Source organism: Paenibacillus sp. Soil522 (assembly GCF_001428245.1).
Classification (GTDB): domain Bacteria; phylum Bacillota; class Bacilli; order Paenibacillales; family Paenibacillaceae; genus Pristimantibacillus.
In genome coordinates, this window is sequence record NZ_LMRV01000047.1 from 37091 (window position 1) to 59908 (window position 22818).

The 22818-nt window shown below is 47.9% G+C and carries 17 protein-coding genes; 5 read left to right on the top strand and 12 right to left on the bottom strand.

The window, feature by feature from the left end; translation table 11 throughout:
* Positions 1 to 31: 31 nt before the first annotated feature.
* Positions 32 to 1009, bottom strand: coding sequence for a bile acid:sodium symporter family protein (locus ASG81_RS15975; RefSeq protein WP_056636192.1), 978 nt, complete (start codon positions 1007 to 1009; stop codon positions 32 to 34).
* Between the two features lie 118 nt (positions 1010 to 1127).
* Between ASG81_RS15975 and ASG81_RS15980 the strand changes: the two genes are divergently transcribed.
* Positions 1128 to 2273: a YfbR-like 5'-deoxynucleotidase gene (locus tag ASG81_RS15980; protein WP_056636195.1), complete on the top strand. Its 1146-nt coding sequence runs from the start codon at positions 1128 to 1130 to the stop codon at positions 2271 to 2273.
* 86 nt (positions 2274 to 2359) lie between these two features.
* On the opposite strand, the gene ASG81_RS15985 is transcribed toward ASG81_RS15980, so the two are convergent.
* The 11 genes from ASG81_RS15985 to ASG81_RS16035 all read right to left on the bottom strand — a co-directional run bounded on the left by ASG81_RS15985 (position 2360) and on the right by ASG81_RS16035 (position 18528).
* A complete protein-coding gene (locus ASG81_RS15985; RefSeq protein WP_056636201.1) occupies positions 2360 to 2551 on the bottom strand; it encodes a hypothetical protein in 192 nt (63 codons plus the stop codon).
* A 9-nt stretch (positions 2552 to 2560) separates the two neighbouring features.
* Positions 2561 to 5464 carry a DEAD/DEAH box helicase gene (locus ASG81_RS15990; protein WP_056636203.1) on the bottom strand — a complete coding sequence of 968 codons (2904 nt, stop codon included), beginning with the start codon at positions 5462 to 5464 and terminating at the stop codon, positions 2561 to 2563.
* The gene (locus ASG81_RS15995) at positions 5461 to 7059 is read right to left on the bottom strand and encodes a hypothetical protein (protein WP_056636205.1); all 1599 of its coding nucleotides are present in this window, start codon (positions 7057 to 7059) and stop codon (positions 5461 to 5463) included. Before ASG81_RS15995 ends, ASG81_RS15990 begins: the two co-directional genes overlap by 4 nt.
* Positions 7060 to 7204: 145 nt before the next feature.
* Positions 7205 to 8959, bottom strand: coding sequence for a sensor histidine kinase (locus ASG81_RS16000; protein WP_235548892.1), 1755 nt, complete (start codon positions 8957 to 8959; stop codon positions 7205 to 7207).
* A 131-nt stretch (positions 8960 to 9090) separates the two neighbouring features.
* Positions 9091 to 9765 (bottom strand): tetratricopeptide repeat protein, encoded by a 675-nt coding sequence (locus ASG81_RS16005; protein WP_056636208.1) that lies wholly within the window; start codon positions 9763 to 9765, stop codon positions 9091 to 9093.
* Between the two features lie 298 nt (positions 9766 to 10063).
* Positions 10064 to 10288 carry a helix-turn-helix domain-containing protein gene (locus ASG81_RS16010; protein WP_056636210.1) on the bottom strand — a complete coding sequence of 75 codons (225 nt, stop codon included), beginning with the start codon at positions 10286 to 10288 and terminating at the stop codon, positions 10064 to 10066.
* A gap of 234 nt (positions 10289 to 10522) precedes the next feature.
* The gene (locus ASG81_RS16015; protein ID WP_056636212.1) at positions 10523 to 10957 is read right to left on the bottom strand and encodes a GtrA family protein; all 435 of its coding nucleotides are present in this window, start codon (positions 10955 to 10957) and stop codon (positions 10523 to 10525) included.
* On the bottom strand, positions 10950 to 11951 hold the full coding sequence (locus tag ASG81_RS16020) for a glycosyltransferase family 2 protein (RefSeq protein ID WP_056636218.1): 1002 nt from the start codon (positions 11949 to 11951) through the stop codon (positions 10950 to 10952). Before ASG81_RS16020 ends, ASG81_RS16015 begins: the two co-directional genes overlap by 8 nt.
* A gap of 113 nt (positions 11952 to 12064) precedes the next feature.
* The gene (locus ASG81_RS16025; protein WP_056636222.1) at positions 12065 to 15874 is read right to left on the bottom strand and encodes a phospholipid carrier-dependent glycosyltransferase; all 3810 of its coding nucleotides are present in this window, start codon (positions 15872 to 15874) and stop codon (positions 12065 to 12067) included.
* Positions 15875 to 16039: 165 nt separating this feature from the next.
* Positions 16040 to 17494: a CDP-glycerol glycerophosphotransferase family protein gene (locus ASG81_RS16030; protein WP_056636224.1), complete on the bottom strand. Its 1455-nt coding sequence runs from the start codon at positions 17492 to 17494 to the stop codon at positions 16040 to 16042.
* 8 nt (positions 17495 to 17502) lie between these two features.
* Positions 17503 to 18528 carry an SDR family NAD(P)-dependent oxidoreductase gene (locus ASG81_RS16035; RefSeq protein ID WP_056636226.1) on the bottom strand — a complete coding sequence of 342 codons (1026 nt, stop codon included), beginning with the start codon at positions 18526 to 18528 and terminating at the stop codon, positions 17503 to 17505.
* Positions 18529 to 18798: 270 nt separating this feature from the next.
* On the opposite strand from ASG81_RS16035, the gene ASG81_RS16040 reads away from it, so the two are divergent.
* The 4 genes from ASG81_RS16040 to ASG81_RS30930 form a co-directional block, all read left to right on the top strand.
* Entirely contained in the window at positions 18799 to 19914 is a 1116-nt protein-coding gene (locus tag ASG81_RS16040) for a DegT/DnrJ/EryC1/StrS family aminotransferase (RefSeq protein WP_056636228.1), read from the top strand.
* Positions 19915 to 19916: 2 nt separating this feature from the next.
* Positions 19917 to 20954 (top strand): N-acetylneuraminate synthase, encoded by a 1038-nt coding sequence (gene neuB / locus ASG81_RS16045; RefSeq protein ID WP_056636230.1) that lies wholly within the window; start codon positions 19917 to 19919, stop codon positions 20952 to 20954.
* A gap of 10 nt (positions 20955 to 20964) precedes the next feature.
* A complete protein-coding gene (gene neuC, locus ASG81_RS16050) occupies positions 20965 to 22104 on the top strand; it encodes a UDP-N-acetylglucosamine 2-epimerase (protein WP_056636232.1) in 1140 nt (379 codons plus the stop codon).
* A 284-nt stretch (positions 22105 to 22388) separates the two neighbouring features.
* On the top strand, positions 22389 to 22818 hold a 430-nt coding region (locus tag ASG81_RS30930; protein WP_327205172.1), incomplete at its 3' end, for a YheC/YheD family protein.

The window sequence follows — 22818 nt, forward strand, 5'->3', positions numbered from 1 at the left end:
CGCTTGCGTGTCAAGCCGCTACATACAACTGTTATCGTACATGCGGCACTGCACTTTCGCCAGCTTTGTTTTTGTTAAGTTTTTGTAAAACGTAATGGTGTACCGTGGCGAGCGGCTGCTGTATGAGAATCGATAATACGACGGGCACTGCAGCGAGCGGACTGAAATAACCGAGCGCCAGCACGATGCCGAGCGAAATGTTGCGCATCCCTGTCGCATAAGATACGGTCACCTGCTGCTCGCTGTTGCGAAGCTGGGCCGTACCGATGTAACCGAATGCGTAGCATAGGCCGACAAGCACTACGACAAGCGGCACGAGCAGCAGCATGTCCTGCTTTAGCTGGTCCAGATGAGGCGCGATCGCCGATGCATTCAGCGAGACAACTCCAATGAAGCAAAGCTTGGAGAACGGCGACGTATAGGGCTGAACGACATTTTGAATGCGTCCCCGGCTCATTTGATTCAGAGCGACGCCGATAATGGTAGGAAGTACAATAATAACGAGCAAATCAATAATGATGGGTCCAGCCTTCACCTCCACTGCCGAGTTAAAAAACAGATGAATGCCAGCCGGCACGACAAGCGGACTAAGTGCCGAATCCAGCACCACCATCGCTAACATGAGCGGAACGCTGCCGCCTGACATTCCAACCCAAAGCACGGTTGAGACACCAATCGGTATAATGGTAAACAGTACGAGTCCTACCACATACGGTGAATCCGCTCCAAAAATGAACGTGCCAAGGCCGTAAGCAGCAAGCGGGGACAACATATGCGCGATCACAAAGGTGAGCAGCATAATACCCGGCCGCTTCAGCACCTCGCGCAATTGACCTAAACCGCAGCCGATAGCCATCGTCAGCGTTATATATGCAAACAAGTAAGGCACTGATTTAATGTAGGGCTGGAGCTGTGAAGCGAATATAAAGCCAAGAATTAAGGAGCCTGGAATAATAATAAACATCCATCGTTCAAAATGCCGGTTAAAAGCTAAACCAAATTCACGCATCACATTTCCCTCAGTTCCAATTTATACTTTCTTAAATTTATACGTAAGCTTTATAATAGCATAGACATTCCTGTACATGAACGGCAACTCCCGAATTGAAGCCAGCAAAGGAGAATTTATGAAGAACGGTAAATTCACGAACACGATCATCCGCATGCAATACGTACCCAGATGGAGTGAATATGCGCCGCGTTTCGAGGACAATGCCTCCACCCATAGCTTCAGATGCGCCGCTTTGTCCATTATCATTGGAATCATCGAGGTAAAAGTATATAAACAGCCGCTGGATAAATTAAAGCTGACCGGAAGATGTCTGTGGGGCGATCTGAATAACACCGGAACGGGCTCCATTAAGCATGTTACCAAAAAGGAATCGCTCGTCATGAATCATATCAGACACTTCGAAATGGAGCTAAGCAAGGAAATTGTCTCTTACCTCTCGAGGTCGCTGCAGCAGCAAGCGTTTGATTTTATCGTCAACGCGCAGGATGACACACATATCGGCCGGTTGGTCGACGCCATCGATACGCTCGATGCTTATCTTTATTGTCACCGGGAATCCCGTTACGATTCGAATCCATTCTTCCATGCGAAGTACAAGGAACTGAGGCAGGCTCTGCTTGAAACGGAGCTCGACTCGATCCGCTGGCTGCTGAACGAATACGACAAACAAGATGGCCTATATGAATTTATACAATATATCGTGAACCTGGATACGGTAAAAAGATGGAACGGCAGCTATAACCTCGTTCCGGACAATGACGCGACGCATTCCTTCCGGGTCGCTTCGCTTGCCCTGTTTAATGGTATGCTGGAAATGGAGCGCTTCGGCAATAAGAATATCGATCTATACAAGCTGCTGGCGAAAGCTACGCTGCATGATTTGCCGGAGGCGTTATCAGGTGATGTAGTAACGAACTTCAAGCACAACAACCCCGACATCAAGCACGCATTCGAGCAGTATGAGAGGGAAACCGCTCAATTTATGATCAATAAGCTGCCCGGGCTCTTTCACGAGGATATGATCGAGTTCATCGCACATAGCAAGTCTGATGATTATACCGGCGAAATGGTCGATATCGCTGATAAACTGGATGCTTTAATTAAAGCAAGCCTGGAAATGCGCAACAATCCCCATTACGCGGATACTTATTATAACCAGCTTGTAAAAATCCAGCACCGGTTTGAGAATCCGTGCGTTATTTTTTTCCTTGCCTATATTTTGCATGACTTAACTTACTCGAATCTGATTGGTCAGAATTAGGCTTTTATTTTTTAAAAAAGCTTGGGAAAATTTTATAGCCTGCCGGGTTACTTCTCCCGACAGGCTAATTGATTTCGTCTTGCCTATTAGTAACGCATATCGCCCGTTATCTCTTTGATAACCTCATAAAACCGCCGCCACTCCGGATTAGCGCCATCATTCTGACGGTTTTCGAGCGGCTTTTCCTCTTCGGTATGTGAATTAATATTCGCATTATTCGTTTTATTGCTTTCAAGCTGCAATTTTTCCTGTTTGGCGCGCAGGCTGTCTTTGGCCATTTATATCCCTCATCCCTTCAACCAGCTTTTTCGCAAGGCAAAAAGCTCTTTCAGATCCTCGGTAGACATTTCGGTAATCCACTGCTCCGATTGGCCGACGACTTGTTCATTTAACGACTGCTTTCGGTCGATCATCTCATCGATTTTCTCCTCCAGCGTGCCAAGTGTAATAAACTTATGCACCTGAACATTCTTCGTCTGTCCGATTCGGAACGCCCGGTCAGTCGCTTGGTTTTCCACTGCAGGATTCCACCAACGGTCAAAATGAAACACATGGTTCGCTGCAGTCAAGTTGAGCCCCGTTCCGCCTGCCTTCAGGGAGAGCACAAAAGCGCAGCATGGCTCCTCGGTATTTTGAAACTGATCGATCATTTGATCCCGCTTCGCCTTCGGCACCCCGCCATGCAAATATGGTACTGGCAAACCAAGCTTCTCCTCAAGCAGCTGCTGAAGCTGGTGCCCCATTTCGATATATTGGGTGAAGATGAGGCAGCGTTCGCCTTCGGCAGCTATTTCCTCGCACATTTCGAGCAGCCGGGCGACTTTATTGGAACGTTCTATTTCCCATACAGCCGTTTTATCCTCATCCGCAAGCAGCGAGGGATGATCGCATAATTGCTTCAGCTTCGTTAATGCGGCTAGAATGAGGCCTCTTCGCTGCATCGGTCCCAGCTTATCGAGATTTTCCAGAAGATCCGCAACTATATTTTCATACATGGCGCCTTGCTCTGCCGTTAATGTCATATATGTTTTCGTTTCATTCTTATCAGGCAGCGACAGCTGTATCGAAGGATCCTTCTTGATTCTGCGCAGCATGAATGGCTTTACCCAGCGCTGCAAGCCCGCAATCAGCTTCTCATCGCGCGTTTTCTCGATCGGCGTAACGACTTCCTTGCGGAACTCGTTAATATTGCCTAAGTAGCCGGGATTCATGAAGTCATAGATCGACCAAAGCTCCGTCAACCGGTTTTCCATCGGCGTGCCCGTCAGCGCAATTCGATGCTCTGCAGGGAGGCGCCTGATGGCCGTTGACTGCTTCGTATATACATTTTTGATGTTTTGCGCCTCATCAAGGCAAAGCGCATCCCATTCGACCAAGCTTAAATCCTCTTCATCAAGCTGTGCGAGCGAGTAGGACGTGATGACCAAATCGGCCCCCGAGACCGAATCGCGGAATTGCTCTCCCTTATCCCGCTTATTTCCGTAATGAAGCATGACGCGAAGCGACGGCGCAAACCGTTCGAGCTCCTTCTCCCAGTTGCCGATAACAGATGTCGGGCAAATGAGCAGCGAAGGGCCGCCGGATTGCAGCTTCCTTTCCTTGATATAGACGAGGTAAGCCATAAACTGAATCGTTTTTCCTAACCCCATATCGTCTGCGAGCACGCCGCCAAGCCCAAATCTTCTTAGAAACAGCAGCCACGATACGCCCTCTAGCTGATACGGGCGAAGCTCGCCCATAAAAGAAGGCGGAATTTCAACGAGCGGAATTTGCGAGGTATGCTGCAGCTGTTCAAGCCATGACGTTAAATGCTCATTCAGCTCGACCTCCGCTTCCAAATCCGAGTCCAGCTCGCCGCCGTCATCAAGCGGAATTCCGCCTCTTAGATGCATTTCCAGCACGTCGCGGAATGACAGCCCTTTCCGCTTGCCCATTCGCTTCAGCCATTGTTTAATTTGCGTCACATCCTGCGGGTCCAAATGAACCCATTCGCCGCCAATATTGAAGAGACGACGGTTCTGCTCCGCCAGATGCAAAAATTCCGCCTCGGATAAATTGACATCGCCAAGCGCAAGCTTCCAATCAAATTGAACGATTTGATCAAGTCCGAACATCGGCTGTGCAGCTGATCCTACCGACGACTTCATCTTCGCCTTCAAACGGAGCTTGCGTGAGCGCACCGCTTCCCACCATCCCGGCAGAAGCACCGGACAGCCGGCTTCCAGCAGCCGAACGCTTGATTCCTCCAAAAATTTCCACGCTTCATGATCCGACAGCTTCTCCCGAAGCTTGCTCTCGTCCTGCTTATCCCTCAGCTCAGGCAGCGCCGTCGTCCATTTCAGCTGTTCCTTGGCAAGCTTTCCATCAAGCAGCGGCAGCCATTCGGACGGAATTTGCCGATCATCATCCGTATCCGCCTCCCATCCATCCTGCCGTTCGTTCAGCCGGATAGGCAGCCATGGACCTCCCTCATGATCCTGAAGCGCAGGACGAAGCCGCCAGACCTGGGACTGAGCAGGCTCTACGAGCTGAAGCGCTGTACGGAAAGGAAGAAAATCTTTACGCAATCCGATTGCGATGAGCCAATCTTCCTCATCGGCAGATTTCCTTCTTAGCACGGCTTCGCCGGAAGCCGCACAAATATTTCTCCAAGCCTGTGCGGCCTGCTCGTTTTCTTCAATCATTTGCTCGACTGCGCCGCTCATCCACTGCTCGATCCCATTATCGCCATTTTGAACCGCAGCCTTCACATTTTCCTTCCATTGCCGGATAAATTCGGTTTCCTGCTCGGGAATGGCCATCCGCCAGCTGCGCTTCTCGTCAGTCCAACGCACCCAATCGGGGGCAAACCAGCCGTTTAGCAATGCCGTTCGTATTTGCCCGGCCATCTGAATCAGTACAGACAATCGTTCCGTCCACTCTAATTGAAGCAAACGGACATGCTGCGGCGAGGACAAATAATCCATTGCAAGCAGCGGCGGTATTTTCAGCAGCTTATGCTCCAAGGCGCTAATTTCTTCTATATCCGCTCCATACCAGGATGCCTTATGCCATGCAAACAATATAGAACGCAGCTTTCCGTCCGCCGCATCCTTCCGATCGACTGCGCTTAACAAAACGGAGGTTCCGCCTTCGTCCTCGTTCCAAAATCCGTCTATCATTAACTTGCGCGAGCCAATATATGTTCTCATGTAACAATTTTCCCTTTCCACAGCTCTTCTTGAAACGCTCTAAGACGCTGATGCTTTCGTACAAGCCCTGCAATATAATAATCCCATCTTGGCAAATCCTTGTCGGCTTTATATAAACGCTCCAGCTTCTTCAGCTGCTTAACAGCCATTCGGTAGCCTTGACGATTGCGAGTCTGAATGGATGCCTCAACCGACTGATGATACAGAGGCATTAATGCCCGCGGCGCAAGCTTTGCAATTTCACGCAGCGCATGGGCGCCAACGTCCTCGGGACGGGAGCCGACGAGCATCTGCAGATCGGCCCATTCCTCATAGCGCTTCTGATCCAGCCAATGATCAGATAATTCCGAATAGGAATATGGCAGCAATTGCGTCATATAGTCGGTCCACACCTGCAAGTCAGGACGGTCAAGATCCGCTCTGCGGCATAACGTGACGAACGGTCCTACCGATCGGCCGTTTTTCACTTTATTGACACTCTCGAACAAGAAGCTCATCCAATGCTCCACGAGCTCCCATTTTCCTTCTTCCATACGCTGTGCAGCGCAAGGATACATAACCTTCTGCGATCGCTCAAAACTCGTTAATGCAAAATGGCAGATCGCCTGGTCATCCCTCATATCAAAAAAGTACATTATTCCAATTGCGGTATGCAGAAACGCCTTATTTACATCTTCCGCTTCTTCAGTCTTCGACAGCCCGACCAGCGAGGCTAGCTCGCGTTCATACCAGCTTCTGCTTTCCGAAAGCTTCTCGCAAAAGGCCAAGTACATGTATTCCCAATCAAAGAGCTGCCGCTCCGTGCTTGAGGCCCATATCTTCACCTTAGCAATTAATGCATCCGCCCAAGCTTCCTCCCTTTGCTCCATCGCTTCGGGAGTTAGTTCCGATACAAGCGTATATAAATGCTCAACCCAAGGCTCAGCCATTCGGATGAACGACATTTCATGATAATATCTGCTGAACGAATCGACCGTATTAATGGCACGCTCCGCTTGCTCCAGCACGAATAGTATGGCCGTTGACCAATGCAACCGCTGCATAGGCTTCTCCCAATCCTTGGACAGCCCTTTCAATGAAGATAATAACGGCTGAAGCGCATGTAGAGAATGACGGCATTTCCGCCATACTTCGCCATGCGTCGCTTCCATCCATTCCAGCCATTCATCTGCAGTCGCTAATGCACCCGGATCACGGACAGCAGCAGGCACTTTCGGTTCAGCCTGTGTATTCTTAAGCAGCGTACTTGCAGAAGACAATCCTAACAAGCGGAAATAAGACCGCTCCGCTAATGAATGTCCGCCTTCCTGCTGGCTGCAGTATTGAAAATAAACGGCAGCCATATGCTTGCAAAATCCCGTATATGGACACGTACATGAGCTGTACCGCAAATTACCGGCATCCAGGATGACCGCATAAAGGTCCGAGCCTTGAACGACGCCATAAAGATTATCATGGCTTCCTTCATTGGCGCTGTTCACTTTGCCTTCCATGTAATATTGCCAGCCGCGCTTCATAATCGTCGTCTCGACATGGACGTTTAACTGCTGTTCAATCAGCGCGTGCAGCTTTTCGTTAAGATGCATGACAGACATTCACCCGCTTCCTTTCCGTTCACTTGCATTCTTACTATTATACCAAGCGGAAACGGCTGTTGCCATATTTTGATTAACGGCTAAAAATATTAAATAAAAAACGCCCGGCCGACGAATCGCTTCGTCGGTAAGGCGTCATTCTGGTTTATAATGGCATTTTTATAATAAACGTTAGTTTTCCCGTCGGCTCCGCTGTAACGTAAACGTCTCCTTTGTACTGCTTCGCAATCGTTTTTACAATCGAAAGCCCCAAGCCCTGATGATCCTGCTGCTTGGTCGAATAGCCTGCCTCGAAAATAGGCTGCAATACCGCTTCTTCCGCATGATCGCAGGTGTTCGTTACTATAAATTCAAGAGATGCGGGCGTCTGCTTGCCAACTAGCGTAACATGACGCCGATCCTCGGCATACTTAAGCACCTCGTCGAAGGCATTATCGATCAAATTCCCGAGCATGCGATTGACATCAAGCGTCCTAACGCCCATCTCCTGCATATTCAATCCTGTAAACGAGCAGCTGAATTGAATTTTAAGGCTCTCCGCCTGCGAAATTTTCGCGCGGACAAGCGCTGCAATAGCCGGATTACCGATATTAATAATATCGTTCATCATTCGTATATCGCCAGTTAGCTCCTTCGTATAGGCAACGAGCTCCCGCGATTTGTTCAGCTCCGCCAAAGAGTGAATCGTCTGCACATGGTTCAAGAAATCATGTCTCTGCGCTCTGATCGATTGGAACATTTGGTTGATCTCGTCAACATAGGTTTCTTGCGTGACACGAACAACCTTATCGCGAGACTGTCTGTAATATCTCATTGTAAGAATGGCTATTAACAAGCTGAAGCCGGTTACGGCAAGAATGATCATGCCTAAATTCAAAAACTGTGAATCCAATTTTTCTTGAATGACATGATAATCAGAGGTGAGCATCAGGACGTAGCTGTTCATCGGCTGTCCGTCCCGATCGGTAATGTTAATGCCGTTTTCGTTTACAAATACCGGAATGTACATTTTAAAAATTTCATTTCCGTCAATATTTTCACGCAAAGTGACGGTTTTCTTCGAGAAATAAGCTTTACGCACCAGCTTCGTATCCTCCGCTGACTTTATCTTATATGAGCCGTAAAAAATAGGCTCCTGCACTTTATGTCCTTGAACCAAGCCCTTCGGATTAATCGTCTCTTTACCATCAGGGAACGTTTCCGGATTAATGAAGGCGATCTCCTTCAATGAGTCGCTGCTTTGTATGGAGTTTTCGATCATCCGATGAACGCCTGTAGCCATTTCATACTCTTCCTGCCGTTCATAATCCACATACGGATCAATAATATAATTAGTAGCCCCGTCGTAATAATAGCCCCATTTGTTAAGCTTATCCACATCTGTCGTAGATACCTCGAAAGGTCCGCTCCAGAAATTCGGAAGCGATTGTCCAAGCCAGTCCACCGAGGCATTCTTATTCTCGAACAGCTGGTTAAATACCTCATACCACGGCTTCCATGTCTTCGTGCTCGTATTTAGCTGGTTCACGTTGGACGACTTGTATAACACAATATCATCGGGCAATTTCTTGAGAAGCGTAATGTGGCTAAGGCCCAGCTTGTCGCGGAGCTCCATCAATTGCTCGGTCGTTACCTTCTCAATATCAGGATCAAGGGCATATTGAATTGCAATCGATGCGGAGCGCAATTCACGCCCAATCTGATTTTGGAACTGCTCGGAGCCCTCGCGGGATTGCTCCAGTGAAATTTCCAGCCGTTTTGCATGAGTCAGGAGTTCTTCTTTAAAAGAGTCTTCCAGCGTTTTTTTCGCAAGAAAATAATAAGCCGTGTTATTCAATAAAACTAAAACGACGATAACACTGATCGCCACAAGCCAAATGTTGCGTTGCATCTCCTGCATCTTGCCCTTCTATCTATTATAGAGTTCATTATGTAGCATCCTAAACCAAACGGCAATAGAGCTGCCGTTAACAAATGATAGCAACTGCATATGCAAACGGAGAGGGCAGGCCGTGCTGCAGGCAGCCTGCATTAACCGGTTATCTTTCTCCAAAACAACCGAACGGCCCATTTGCGTTCCTGCCGTTTCTTATAGCGCGGAAGCATCCGGTAAATACGCAGCCCTTCCTCGATAGATCGTCTAGCTTCCTGTCCATCTCCAAGCTTCTTATAAATAGAAGCCAGCTGTTCATAAGCTTCGCAGGATGAGGAATTAATCGCCTGAAAAGCATGTATATGCTTAAGAGCTTGCTCCGTCCGGCCGCTCGAAAAATGCGACGCGAGACGCAAATAAGGAGCGCCGTATTTGACACGCGGATTAAGGTCCAGCCCGCGGAGCGTGAATACTACCCCGCGGTCCTCGTCTCCGCTATACAAACAGCCGGCTCCTAGATCATCCCAAAATTCTGCCGAGTCCTCGAGCGTATGCTGCAGCGGCTCAAGTAAGCGGACAGCCTCGCTATATTTCTTTCTCTCGATTAAAAGGCGGGCAAGCTCATGCTTGGAGGATACATCATTCGGCGAACGGTTTATTTGCTGTCTGAGCTTTTTTATTCTGGAAATCCTCTTTAACGGTTTAAATAGGCTTGGCGTTAACCCGACAAAGCGGCGGTCCAGCACATAAAGCACAATAAGCATGACGAGAATGGCGATAAATGGGTTGCCAAACAACCACATCAAAATTAGAAAAAGACTAATTTTTAACATCTTATCCTCCTATAGAGTTTGAGATTGGCTGTTCATTTCGTAAGCAATCACACAATTTATTGTTCAAATATGGTTCGATTATACCATAATCCTATTGATTATTGACCAAAAATAGCAAATTGTAACTATATCTATCTTGATTCCACTGCTTCGATCAACGGTCAGCTGTCTATTTTCCATAACTTAGAAAGCTTCTTCACAAGTTGAGCGTTACCATTCATGATTGTCCCCTGAAGCCGTTTTGGGCAAAAAATAAGACAGCACCCCTGTCACGATGCCGTCTGATTGTGTTGCTATGTCAGATTTGTAATTCACCAAGCTTGATTAGCTCGACAACCGCTTGTGAACGACCCTTTACGTTCAACTTTTGCATGACATTAGAAATATGGTTGCGGACGGTCTTCTCGCTGATGAATAGTTGCTGTGCAATATCTCTTGTTGTCTTGTCCTGTACCAAAAGCTCGAATACCTCGCGTTCACGATGCGTCAACAAAAACTTGCTCTTCTGGTCGCTACCCTTCAATGTTTGTCACCCCTCCTTGCGCGGGTTTTTATGGTTTAACAAGGTTAAGGGATACAGTCAACTTATATTATGAACGGGCGATAGCATTGGTGCTGTAACTTGCAGAAAATGGGCTCTGATGCCGTTTACATCGTAGCGTGAATGATTAAGCGATACGTGGGGTTTACGACTGGATCGCAGGTTATTAAGGTAAGCAGTATAGGACAATATTTTTTTCATCTTTCCCGCCTCCCGCTAACTGCTCTCCTTCTGCGATCCACCCGACGCGAAAACCCATCTTCTACTCCCGTAAAAATTCAGTAAAACGGTAACCGCCGTTACAATAAGCTTGGCGATTACTTCATTTATTCGCCACCACTCCGTTAAGACGGCAAGCAAGAGCAGCGTGATGCCAAGCAGAATTCCATTCCAAGCGATGAACCTAACGCTGATGCCCAGCTGCTGCCGCCTCTTGGTTAACCTGTCGCCTTTACCGAAGGTATATCGGCTGTTAAGTACAAAGCTGTTGATCATTCCTGCGCCGTAAGCGATCACCTGGGCCAGTAAATAATAAGTGCCTAACCAAATCAGAAGAGTGAACAGCAAGAAGTCGACCGCCGTATTAAGCAGTCCGACTATATTAAATGCTATGAATTGCGCAATGAGCCTTTTACGTACCGTTTTAGACATATTCTTTAACCCGGTCCGAATCCTTGGCTGCCGCCGTTATATTGCCTTCGTTCTCCGGGAAGCCCTGTAACTCACGCACGATATAAAGCGGCCTGTTTTTGGACTCGTCATAAATCCTTCCGATATATTCGCCGATTATGCCAAGGAGCATAAGGATGATACCGTTAAAAAATAGATTGACCGCGACGATCGAAGCCCATCCCGCAATTGTGCTGCCCGTAAACAGCTTCTGGAATATGACGACTATCAGGTAGAGAAAGCTCGTCAACGATAAGGCAAAGCCGATATAGGCGGCAATTTTCAGAGGCTTATAAGAGAACGAGGTAATCCCGTCAATCGCAAAGGCGATCATTTTCTTTAACGGATATTTAGTTTCGCCTGCAAAACGTTCCTCACGCTCGTATTCGACCATTGTCTGCCGGAAGCCGATCCAGCTAATCAGGCCGCGCACGAACCGTTTTTTTTCTTTCAAGCCGCGCAGCACGTCGCATACCTTCCGGTCGATTAAACGGAAGTCGCCCGCATCAACCGGAATATCGACATTGGTCAAGCCTCGCAAGATGCGATAAAAAATTTTTGCGGTCAGCTTCTTAAACGCGGTCTCGCCTTTACGCTTTAGCCGCTTGCCGTATACGACCTCAAAGCCTTCCTTCCACTTCGCAATCATATCGATAATGACCTCAGGCGGATCCTGCAAATCCGCATCGATGACGACAATCGCATCTCCCTTCGCATAGTCCATCCCGGCCGAAATCGCGATCTGATGCCCAAAATTACGAGAGAAGTTAATGAGACGGACGTTCGGATCGAAATTGCTGATCATGGAGACTAATTCAACGGTACGGTCTTTACTGCCATCATTGACGAATATAAGCTCATACGAGTCGTCCGCGCTATCCATAACCAGCTTTAGCCGCTCATACGTATGCTCGATGACCTCTTCTTCGTTATACATAGGAACGATAATGCTGTACTTCACAGCCGCTTGCTTCATTCGTATGCCCCTTTCTCAAGCGTAAACGGCTGGCGCTGTCTTTGACGGCAAAGGCTCGTTTCGCGGTGAAATATAAGCATCGTATAAGGTTCAAATTTATACTTTCTTATATTTTAAAATAACCAACTCGGGAACCAGCGCAGCAAATGCTCCACATACCAGTTTTTTACGGTCATACCGGATAAAGCGGGATAAAAAACGATAAATAACATAATCGATGCCGCCAAAAAGAGGTTCCGCACAAGCTTAAAGCCCGGCCTTTTCTCTTCGATCACCTTGAATATATACACCAAACTCAGTATGATAAACGGCACCATCGCAAAATAGTGATAAAGAAACGTAAGCCGGGTAACCAACATCCAAGGCACGTACTGCGCCGAGAAGGCGATCCATACCGGATACATCGCTTGGTCTCTTCGTTTGATGCTGATCCAAATCGTCGCCGCCATCGCGAAAATGCCTGCCCACCATATGAGCGGATTTCCCATCGCTACAATCGTTGATTTCATGCCCCCGGCCATATTATCGCCTGAATAATACCATACCGGCCTCTTCATAAACGGCCACTCCCACCAGGAGGAAGAGAATGGATGCGTCGAAACGAGATGGCTATGGTAACTAAACATATGCTTTTGATAATCGATAAAGCTTTTTACCGTATACCCTTCATCCATAACGGTCAGTACCGGAATATAGGACAAAGCATAAATCACAAGCGGTATAACGATATAGAACACGAGACAAATTGCAAGCGTTATGATCGTATAACGGGGAAATACCTTTATAATATGCTGCAGCTTTTCATTGTAAAAGGATAGATCATACGTGTTGGCTTTGCACAGAATCCGTTTGGCAGCCGCATACTCCCTGTACCTTGCAAATAGGGATATGCCGAGCATTACCGCCAGGCCTACGCCCCCATAGAGCACGATCCACTTGGAAGCAACACCTACTCCGAAAAACAACCCTGCCAAAAACAAAGGCAAAAGCGTAACGCCGAGCTTAGCCCGGTAAAAACTTAATGAATAATATTTGTGCATGAAATAGAACATCAGCATAATGAAAAATACGCCGTATACGTCAATTGTCGCAATTCTCGTTTGCGTAAAGTGCATAAAATCGGCAGCAAACAGCGCTGTGGCAAGTCCTGCATAAACGCTGCTATTAAACAGCCTTCTTGCGAATACATACATTAACGGCAGCATCCCAATGCCAAATAGCGTACCCGCTATGCGCCAGCCAAACGGATTAAGGCCAAACAGCTTAATACCGAGTGCAATGATAAGTTTGCCAAGCGGCGGATGCGTGTTCTCGTAAGCGACAATATGCTCCAAATGCTCATAGGCTGTACGGGCATGATAAATTTCATCGAAATAAGATCCGTTCATATAGGCCGCTTCAACCTTCGCCAGCTGTTGTTCATCGAACAGCAGCTGCACGCTGCCTCTTTTGGCATCTTTCGCAAGCTCATCATTTATTCCGACGATTGGCAGAGGTATTTTGTTGCTTGGCCCATAGATCGCGATCTCATGCATAGAGAACCCTGCTTGTACAGCAGTAAGCTTTATATAACGGGCTTGCAGCGCAGCCGGCTGGCTGGTCCAAGTAAACACGGCGACATGGCTGCTGTCTATTTCTATCACGTTGTCCCAATCGGTGCCATTTTGACTAAATTCGTATTTGAATTTCCCCGTGCCAACTCCGCCAAAACTGTTAATGCGGTCAAGCTGCTTCACTTCGCCCAAATCAACGAAAAAGCTTTGACCGGCCGCTGCAGGCTGCCACGCGGTTTCCGGTCCTTTCATCTCGCCAAGCTGGTATAGGGCAACAAACGCGTAAACGAGCGTTGTCGCCCCCATCCAAATCCAATCCTTGCGCTCCAGCAGCTTAGACTCCTGCTTCACTGCCGGGGGCGCTTCGATTTTAAACGCCGATAAAATGCTGCGGTCCGTCTGCAGCAGCTCGTCCTCCGATAACGGACTTACCGGCCTCACCCTGCCTCGTACATATTTATCATATCCGATATAAAGCAAGTATAGCAGCAAGCCAATATTGGCTAGAGAACATAATAAAACAATGCCGTTAAAAGGGACGTTCGTGCTTACTTTGCTGTAGTCCAGCACATAAGCAATATTGACGAAGCACGTCATGCTAAATCCTAAGTATACCATTAGCAATCTTCGGTCTAGCGACTGTATGTAGGCAAAGATTGCAAGCAGCAGTACAGGGAACAGATAACGCTCATGCATTTTCGTTACACCGATGAACACGACGACGATCAGCACCATAGCCACAAAATAAGCGCGCTTCGATGAATCGCCATTCCGCTTCCTCAATGCGAAAAATACTGCTAACGCAGCTGCTGCCAAAATAAAGATTGTCCCCCAGCTTTGGAACGAAAACAGCAGCCACATATCGGTAACCGGCTTCCAATTATCATTCGTAAGCGCATAAAGGTTAAACGCATTCAGCGTCGCATAAGGATAGGAGGTTAACGTTCCCTTGTACAATTGGATGAGACCAGAAAGTCCCCCATTGCCCCAGAAAAATGGCAGCGCGAGCAAAATAAACGTCGTAAAGCCATAAAATGCGCTCACCGGAATTTGCTTCCAGGCCCTCCGGCAAACGAACCAAAGCAGCAGCACCGGCATGAAAATGAACGCTTGCGGCTTGATGAGCGCCGCAATGGCATACCATACGGAAGCGCGCCCGATTTTATTTTCCGCAATGCCGTGAATGGACAGCACGAGTACTAGCGAAAATATCGAATCGACCTGCCCCCATGCGGCCGAATCCACAATAACCGCCGGATTGAATAAGTAGAGCAGCGCAAGTGCTAAAGATACGGAGTAGCCTGCTTTCTTTTTACCCGATTGAAATATAAAATAAGCAGCTGCCAAATCGGCTAATATCGCAGGCAGTTTGAACAGCAGCATCGCTGCATGAGAAGCGGCATCAAGCGAGAGCGTATTTTTAATGATGCCTAATCCATAAAGAATATAAATATAGCCAGGCGGGTAGTCTACAAACATTCCCGTATGGTAAAATCCGGAAAGCCCCTGCTTCGCGGCATGGTCGGCCCAAGCCATAAACAAAGCAATATCGTTGGCATAGCCTTTGCTCGAAACAGCAATCCATAGCCGTAGGGCTAGCGCCCCAATGAATACGAGAGCAACTATCATTTTATGCTTATGCGGCTTCCCGTCCAGCCAGCTTCGACCGCGAAGCAGCTTCTTGTAAATAAACGCAAAAAACAAGCTGAACAGAGCGGTAAACATAAGCAAAGGAAATACAGATCCGCCCGTACCGGCAGCCTCAGCACCTTGGCTTGTTTCCGTAGGCACCAGGCTAAAAACCTCCTCGCCGGCGGGAGCCTTCGATACCTTCTCTACGCTCACGTCATCGAAGTATGCTTTCCCGGTATTAATGCTCCCGTAGCCGCCAAGGCTTGCGCCGAACGTAATGCTGCTCTGATCCTTGCCCGTCTTCGCGTAAAAATGAACGTAGGCCCACTTTCCGTTCGTATCCAACACATCAGGGTATGTAACGGCAACGCCGTCAATAAAAAAATGCGCTCCGGTTGCATCCGGACCTATTTGCTCCGCCTTCACATATCCGGAAATCTTATATACCGACTTCCGCTTAACGCTGATCGTTTGCGTCCAGCGCGAGTGATTCGCTTCGACATTCTCGAGCACGGCCGAATAGCTGCCCGTATGGGCTTCTGCGCCGCTAATCGTATAGGAGGTTATATGCTCTTCCTTTAGATAGGCATCATGGCCCCAATCATTAGGAGCCGTTCCCGATACGTTTTCAAAGCTTGCATTTATTAATAGATTATTTGCGGCATGTCCTATTGCTGCAGGCCATATTAGAGTTAAGAGAAGAATGGTTATTATAGCGCGGATGGACATTTTTATCATCGTTCCCGTTTCCACCTCATATCGGCATTTGTAGCATATTTTACTGGTAAAATACAACTTAACTCTATAAGATAATAATACGATGGTCAATGAAATAAACAAAAAAAACGCAGCCGTCCTCTGAGAAGAACAGGCTGCTTTTAACATTAATAGTACTACTATTTTCTATTTAATAGCGGTGCTCAAAAGTTCAGGTTCAGGTTCTAATTCAAGTATTGGCTCTAATTCAAGTATTGGCTCTGCTTCGTCCTTCGAGGCTATGTTCGCGGTAAGACGGCGCAGTGAAGACCAAATGAATCGATTGCTGTTTCCTCCAGGTTTCACCTTATCAATGACGCCCATTCTTGTAAGCAGCGAGGACAAGTATCCCCGGTTCGCAATCGCTTTGGAGAATATCTGCTTGAGTCCAGCTGCCGAATGGAAACATACCGGCGCGTTTCTAATATAGTACACATATCCCGGCTTTCGATAAAATATAACGGGTTTAGCGCTGATAAGAGTCTCGTATGCGACAGAGGAGTAAGGAGTAATCACCACGTCCGATCGGTCAATCATCTCGTTGAGAGGCAATATGCCATGTCTAAAAATTTTAGACTTTCTGCATCTCAAGCTACTGCGAAAAGGTGAAGTACTGCCTTGATCCGGATGCAATTTATACGTAATAGCGATTTTTTCTTCGAATGGTTTGGCTGCCTGCTCAATGGATCGAATAAGAGTTTTATTGTATTGATTTCCTAATGGCTGTAGTGCAACAAGTACCTGTAGGTGAGCGCTGCCCATATTAGCCGCGGCTTTATTGCCTGTCGGTAAATTACGATAGAAACATGGTCCGCTGACGACAATTTTGTTGGGCGGCGCCCCATAAGATTTAAGAAAATCCGCATGAGACTTGCCCCATACGAAGTTAAGGTCAGCATTGACCGGAAAATGCGCGATCGGAGCCATTAGTCCGTGCTGGATATTAACCGTGTGCACTTTGCGTGATTGGGCAAAAGATGTTATCAAAGCCCCGTGATGATTGATCGTCGATCCGTAGACCGTACGGCGAATGGAATATCGATTGAACAAGGTATGCACTCTGCGTACATCTAACATCGCCTTTTTGACGCGCGCCGTGAGCCACGATCGAAAGGCAGATTTGCGGAAAACAGCTGGTGTGCGGGCGGAGGATAAGAGTGTGCGCAGCGCTCCCATCGTCTTTTGGGCCATAGCAGGAGAAAGCCGTGCCGGTGGAAGTCCATGCAAGTATATGAGCGGACGACATTCCTTTATCTTCAACATGGATCGGTATTCACGATGGTGATGGGCAACGAACAATAACTTTTCTCCACCTGAGCCTTTCGACATGCCGAATAGCTCAGCGCGGACAATCGTATAGCCGGATTTGTTAAGGTTGGGTTTTGCAGGCACGAGATAAGGACTGCAAGCGGCTTGCAAATTGCGGATTGGCCCTGCTTTTTTCAGCTTCGCATTTCCGAAAGCCTTGGAATGACGCAACATATATTTCTGAAAATCCCGGAGCATCAAGATGCCCAGCGGCACATTGTCGTAATGAAGCGACTTGAAGGCTTCAAGGAAATCAATACTATGCCGCCAAATAAGCCAAGTTTTATTATGCATTTGAACCTCTATTCCTCCCCATAACTTGACAAAATCGCAAGCAGTTGCTCGATTGAAACCTTAGGGCCTTTATCCGAACGGTATAAAGTTATTACGGACGGCTGGAAGTGTCGAAATTCAAGCCCCCCTCTGGATATAGGAAGAACGACATACAATTCATCATCCTCAACTAAAGTCGCTAATTCTTCTTCAGTAAGCAATTCCTCATGAAGCTTCTCCCCCGGCCGAGTTCCGACAATCTGCACGACCGGCAAAGGCAATCCTTTATTCAGGCAGTACTGCTGAACGGCTAAGCTCAAGTCCTCCAGCTTTAATGACTCCATTTTCAAAATAAACGTCTCTCCACCTTCACAATAGCAAGCAGCCTTAATTGTCAAATTGGCCGCCTCTTGAATAGACATAAAAAAACGAGTCATGTTGGGGTCCGTGATCGTCATCGGTTTCCCCGTTAAGGCTTGATTCATTAGAACGGGAAAAACCGATCCTCTTGAACCAATCACATTGCCGAAACGTACGGAGCAGAACTTCGTGTCCTTGTTGTTCAGCATGTAGTTCGCTTGCTTGAACAGCTTCTCGGTAATCAGCTTGGTGGCCCCCATCGTGTTGCTCGGATTGATTGCCTTGTCGGTGCTGATGTTGATGACCTTCTTTACTTTGTTCAAGATGCTGGCGCGAATGACGTTATCGCTGCCGTAATTGTTTGTTTTCACCGCTTCGAACGGGTTTTCCTCACAGATGGGAACCTGCTTCAAAGCTGCTGCATGAAACACGATATCCATTCCTCGTACGGCAAAGTTTACGGTTTCATAATCACGCACGTCTCCCAGTATGAAATGAAGCCTTTTTTCGTTCGCATATTTCTGCTTCATTAAATACTGTTTCGTATCGTCTCGGTTAAATACGACGATTTGCTCCGGCTCATAAGTAAGCAGCGTCGACACGATCCGTTCGCCGATGGAGCCGGTACCTCCAGTTACTAAAATTTTTTTATTTCTGAAAAAGCTTGATATTTTTTGGGATGATATGTTCATCATTCCCCCTCCTTCGAATGAATGGCTGCAGTCTGGACTCGTTTCAGGAAAGCGGCTCTGCACGGTTCGGGCGACATTTTAGAGACAGCCGCGGAGCGGTTGTCTAATACTCTATGTTATGTTTTGAGAGAAGGTATGGTTATAAGCAAATCATCTATTTTTGTGGTTTAAGAGAGAAGATAGGCAAATCTTCAGGAACAACAACCGATCGGAATAATACATTAATAGTAGACTTTTTCTTATCAAAACTGCACGGGAAAGGATCGATTATAAATGGAAGTTCCTTTATCTAAGCCGAATATCACCGCTTTAGAGAAAAAATACGTGATGAAGGTTTTAAACTCGGGGCAGCTCAGCTTCGGTGATACGCTTCTCCGGTTTGAACAAAGCTTCTGCGATACGTTTAATGTCTCTCATGCGGCAGCTATGAACAGCGGAACAAGCGCACTCCATGTTGCCGTCAAAGCGCTAGGGCTGCAAAGCGGCGACGAAGTGATCACTACGCCGTACAGTTTTGTCGCATCCGGCAACTGTTTGCTTTACGAGGGTGTCAAACCCGTATTCGTCGATATCGACTCGGATACGTTTAACATTGATACGACGTTGATCGAATCGGCTATTACGCCGAATACGAAAGCGATTTTGGTCGTCCATGTATTCGGTCAGCCGTGCCATATGGACGAGATTAAGAGAATTGCAGATAAACATAAGCTCTTTATTATTGAAGATGCATGCGAAGCAATAGGCGCGACCTGGAAAGGCAACCCGGTCGGAACCTTGGGAGATATGGGCGTCTTCGCTTTTTATCCGAACAAACAAATTACGACTGGGGAAGGCGGCGTACTGCTGACTGACAACGAACATTACTTTAACCTTGCCTGCAGTCTGCGCAACCAAGGACGAGATCCTGGAAGTGACTGGCTGACGCATGATCGCATCGGTTACAACTATCGGATGTCCGATCTGCAGGCTGCTATCGGATTGGCTCAGATGGAAAGATTGAAGACAATTTTGACCAAGCGCGAACGAGCAGCCGAAAGGTATATTCGCTTGATTCACAAAGCCGGGCTGCCAGTGAAAACATTAAAGCCGCTGCCTGATTCGACAATGAGCTGGTTCGTCTTTATCGTGAAGCTTCCGGAAGACGCAGACCGCGAAATAGTGATCGAACGACTGGCGCGGAGGGGCGTCCAAAGTAAACCGTATTTCCCTTCCATCCACTTGTTTCCGGTCTACCAAAGTCAGTTCGGGTTTCAACCCGGCGATTTTCCGGTCAGCGAAAGCACTTCCGATCGGACGATTGCCATCCCTTTCTATACAAATATAACTTTCAAAGAGCAAGCACATGTCGTAAAGAGCCTTGCCGAAGCATTAAAAGGAGAGGAATGACTATGGAGCTGAGGATCGGAAAACATACCATTTCGAATATTCAACCGATGTACGTCATCGCGGAAATCGGTGTCAACCATAACGGCTCGCTGGAGTTAGCCAAAAAAATGGTCGCTTCCGCCCGTGATTGCGGCGCTGACGCAGTGAAGTTTCAAATGTTCCGCAGCGAGGAGCTTGTATCCGATCAAGCGGCGCTGGTCGAGTATCAGAAGGCTTCTACTACCGATTCGACACAATTGGAGATGCTGCGCCGTCTGGAGCTGGACGAATCCGCGTTTCTCGAGTTGAAAAGCTTCTGCGATACGTTAGGCGTAACCTTTCTCGCCACCCCATTCGATATTAAGAGCGCCTACACGTTAAACCGAATGGGGATCGAGGCGTTTAAGATCGGGAGCGGCGACATTACAAATTTACAACTGCTTGCAGCAGTTGGCTCCTTCCACAAGCCGGTCGTCCTTTCGACCGGAATGACGACGTTAGGCGAAATAGAAATAGCGCTTGCCGTGCTGAAGCAAGCGCCGAAAGTGGCGCTGCTGCACTGTACTTCTGCTTATCCGGCTCCCTATGGCAGTATTAACCTGCGCGTCATCGAAACGCTAAAGCCGGCTTTCGGCGGTATAATAGGCTACTCCGACCATTCCGTTGGAATGGAGGTGCCCATTGCCGCAGCCGCCCTCGGATACAAGATTTTGGAGAAGCATTTTACGTTGGACCACACAATGTCCGGACCGGATCACCAAGCTTCGATGGAGCCGGAGCCGTTTAGACGGATGATCGAGGCGATTCGGCATGTCGAGCTGGCGCTTGGCATTACGCAAAAACGGGTGACTGAGGTGGAAGAGCAGACGAGGGAGCTGGTCCGCCGGGGCGTATATGCAGGGAAAGATTTACCTGCCGGTCACGTGATCCAGGAGTCGGACCTTCAACTATTGCGGCCTCTTGGCGAGATTGACGCGGCTCAATATAAGCAACTGCTCGGCAAAAAAACAACGCATTCGTTCAAGAAAGGCGAACCGCTCTCTTGGCAAGGGCTGGCGTAAGGAGGCAAATATGAACATTCTTTGCATCACGGGAACGAGGGCGGATTATGGCATTTACCGTCCTCTTCTGCTTGAGCTTGAGCGTGATCCTGATATTAAGCTAAAGCTGGTCGCCACCGGCATGCATGTGCTGGACGAATACGGGTACACGCTTGATCAAATTCAAAAAGATGGTTTATCCATAGCAGGCACGCCGTCCATATTAGTAAAAGGCGATTCCACCTATGCGATGTCCCAGTCGGTCGGACTCGGGATCATTTATTTTTCCGATATCATCCAATATAACAAGCCTGACATCGTTCTGCTGTTAGGTGACCGAGGCGAAATGCTCGCAGCAGCGATTGTTGCACACTATCAAAATATCGGCATTGTCCATCTTCATGGCGGAGAATGCAGCGGCTCAGCGGACGATACGGTACGCCACGCGATTTCGACATTTGCTCACCTGCATTTCGTCTCCAACGCAGAAGCTCAGCATTTCCTAGTAAACCGCGGCGAAGCGCATTGGCGGGTTATTCCGGTCGGTTCACTTAGAAAAACGGAAGTGCAGCGGGTATTCGATCTACCGAATGTGGAACGCGAGCGGCTCATGGCCCTTTATGAGCTTGCGACGGCGCATCCCAAAGTGCTCTTGGCTATGCACCCCGATTCGAAGGATCCGGTTTCGTTTGATGCGCAAATCGAACCGGTGCTGAATGCGCTGCGCGACATGAAGCAGACACAGTTTATTGTCATCGGCCCGAACAGCGACGCGGGCGGGGAAGTGTTCAAGGAAAAGCTGTACAGCTTCGTCCAAGAAAGCTCCCTTCGCCGCTACTATGCTTCGGTTCCTTCGAGCGATTATTTGTTCCTCCTATCTCAGGCTAATCTGCTCGTCGGAAACAGCAGCAGCGGCATCATTGAAGCGCCGTTTTTCCAGCTGCCATTCGTCAATGTCGGCTCAAGGCAAAAAAACCGCACACATGCGGCCAATGTTATTCATGCTGAATATGAAGAAACGAATATAAAAGAGGCGGTCTCCGCTTCACTGGAAGCAAGCAGAGGGACGATCGTAGAAAATCCATATGACCTGTGCGACTGCCCAGAGCAGGAAATCGTGCGCGTGCTGAAGCAGCTGTCGGAACATCCACAGCTTCTAAACAAGCGTTAAAAGCGGAACATTCCCTAAGCCATGACTCATGACCATCCCCCTCAACTGATTACCGCATATCTTATTATCACAATTGCTTAGTTTAAGCATTGATATTGGATAAAGGAGGGATAGCCCTGCATCACCCATATGTAGGCATTCTAGTAGATAATAGTGTGCATCGTAAGATTCCCACCAGCGYATCGAAATCTGAAAACGTTGATCTTTACGTAAAGGCTGGTAAAAAATATGGCRTTACCCCCTGCTTCTTCCGACTGTCCGATCTTCGGACAGGACAATCGACTGTGAAGGCTTACGTTAAACGAAATAATGGTTACGTTCGAACGACTGTCACTGTTCCGTCGGTCATACACAATCGGACATTCTTTTCAAACAAACATCAAATTCGTCTTTTGTCTTCTTTCCTGCGCAGAGGACGCCTTCTGTTTAACCGCCGAAATCGTTACGGCAAGCTGCAAATTCACCGCTTGCTATGGCAAAACGCGAACTTGCGTCCGCATATGCCAACGACCAATCGGGCCACAGCGGCCTCAATTCTAAGGATGATGAGGCAGTACGACTCACTGATCGTCAAGCCGGACAGCAGCAGTGTTGGGCGCGGCATCATGCGTATAGACCGAACGAAAGCTGGTTGGAAGCTGACGTATCCGGTATCACTCAGTTCCTTGAAACAGAAGTGGCGCTCCATAGAATGGAAAGGCGGGCATCTTCACT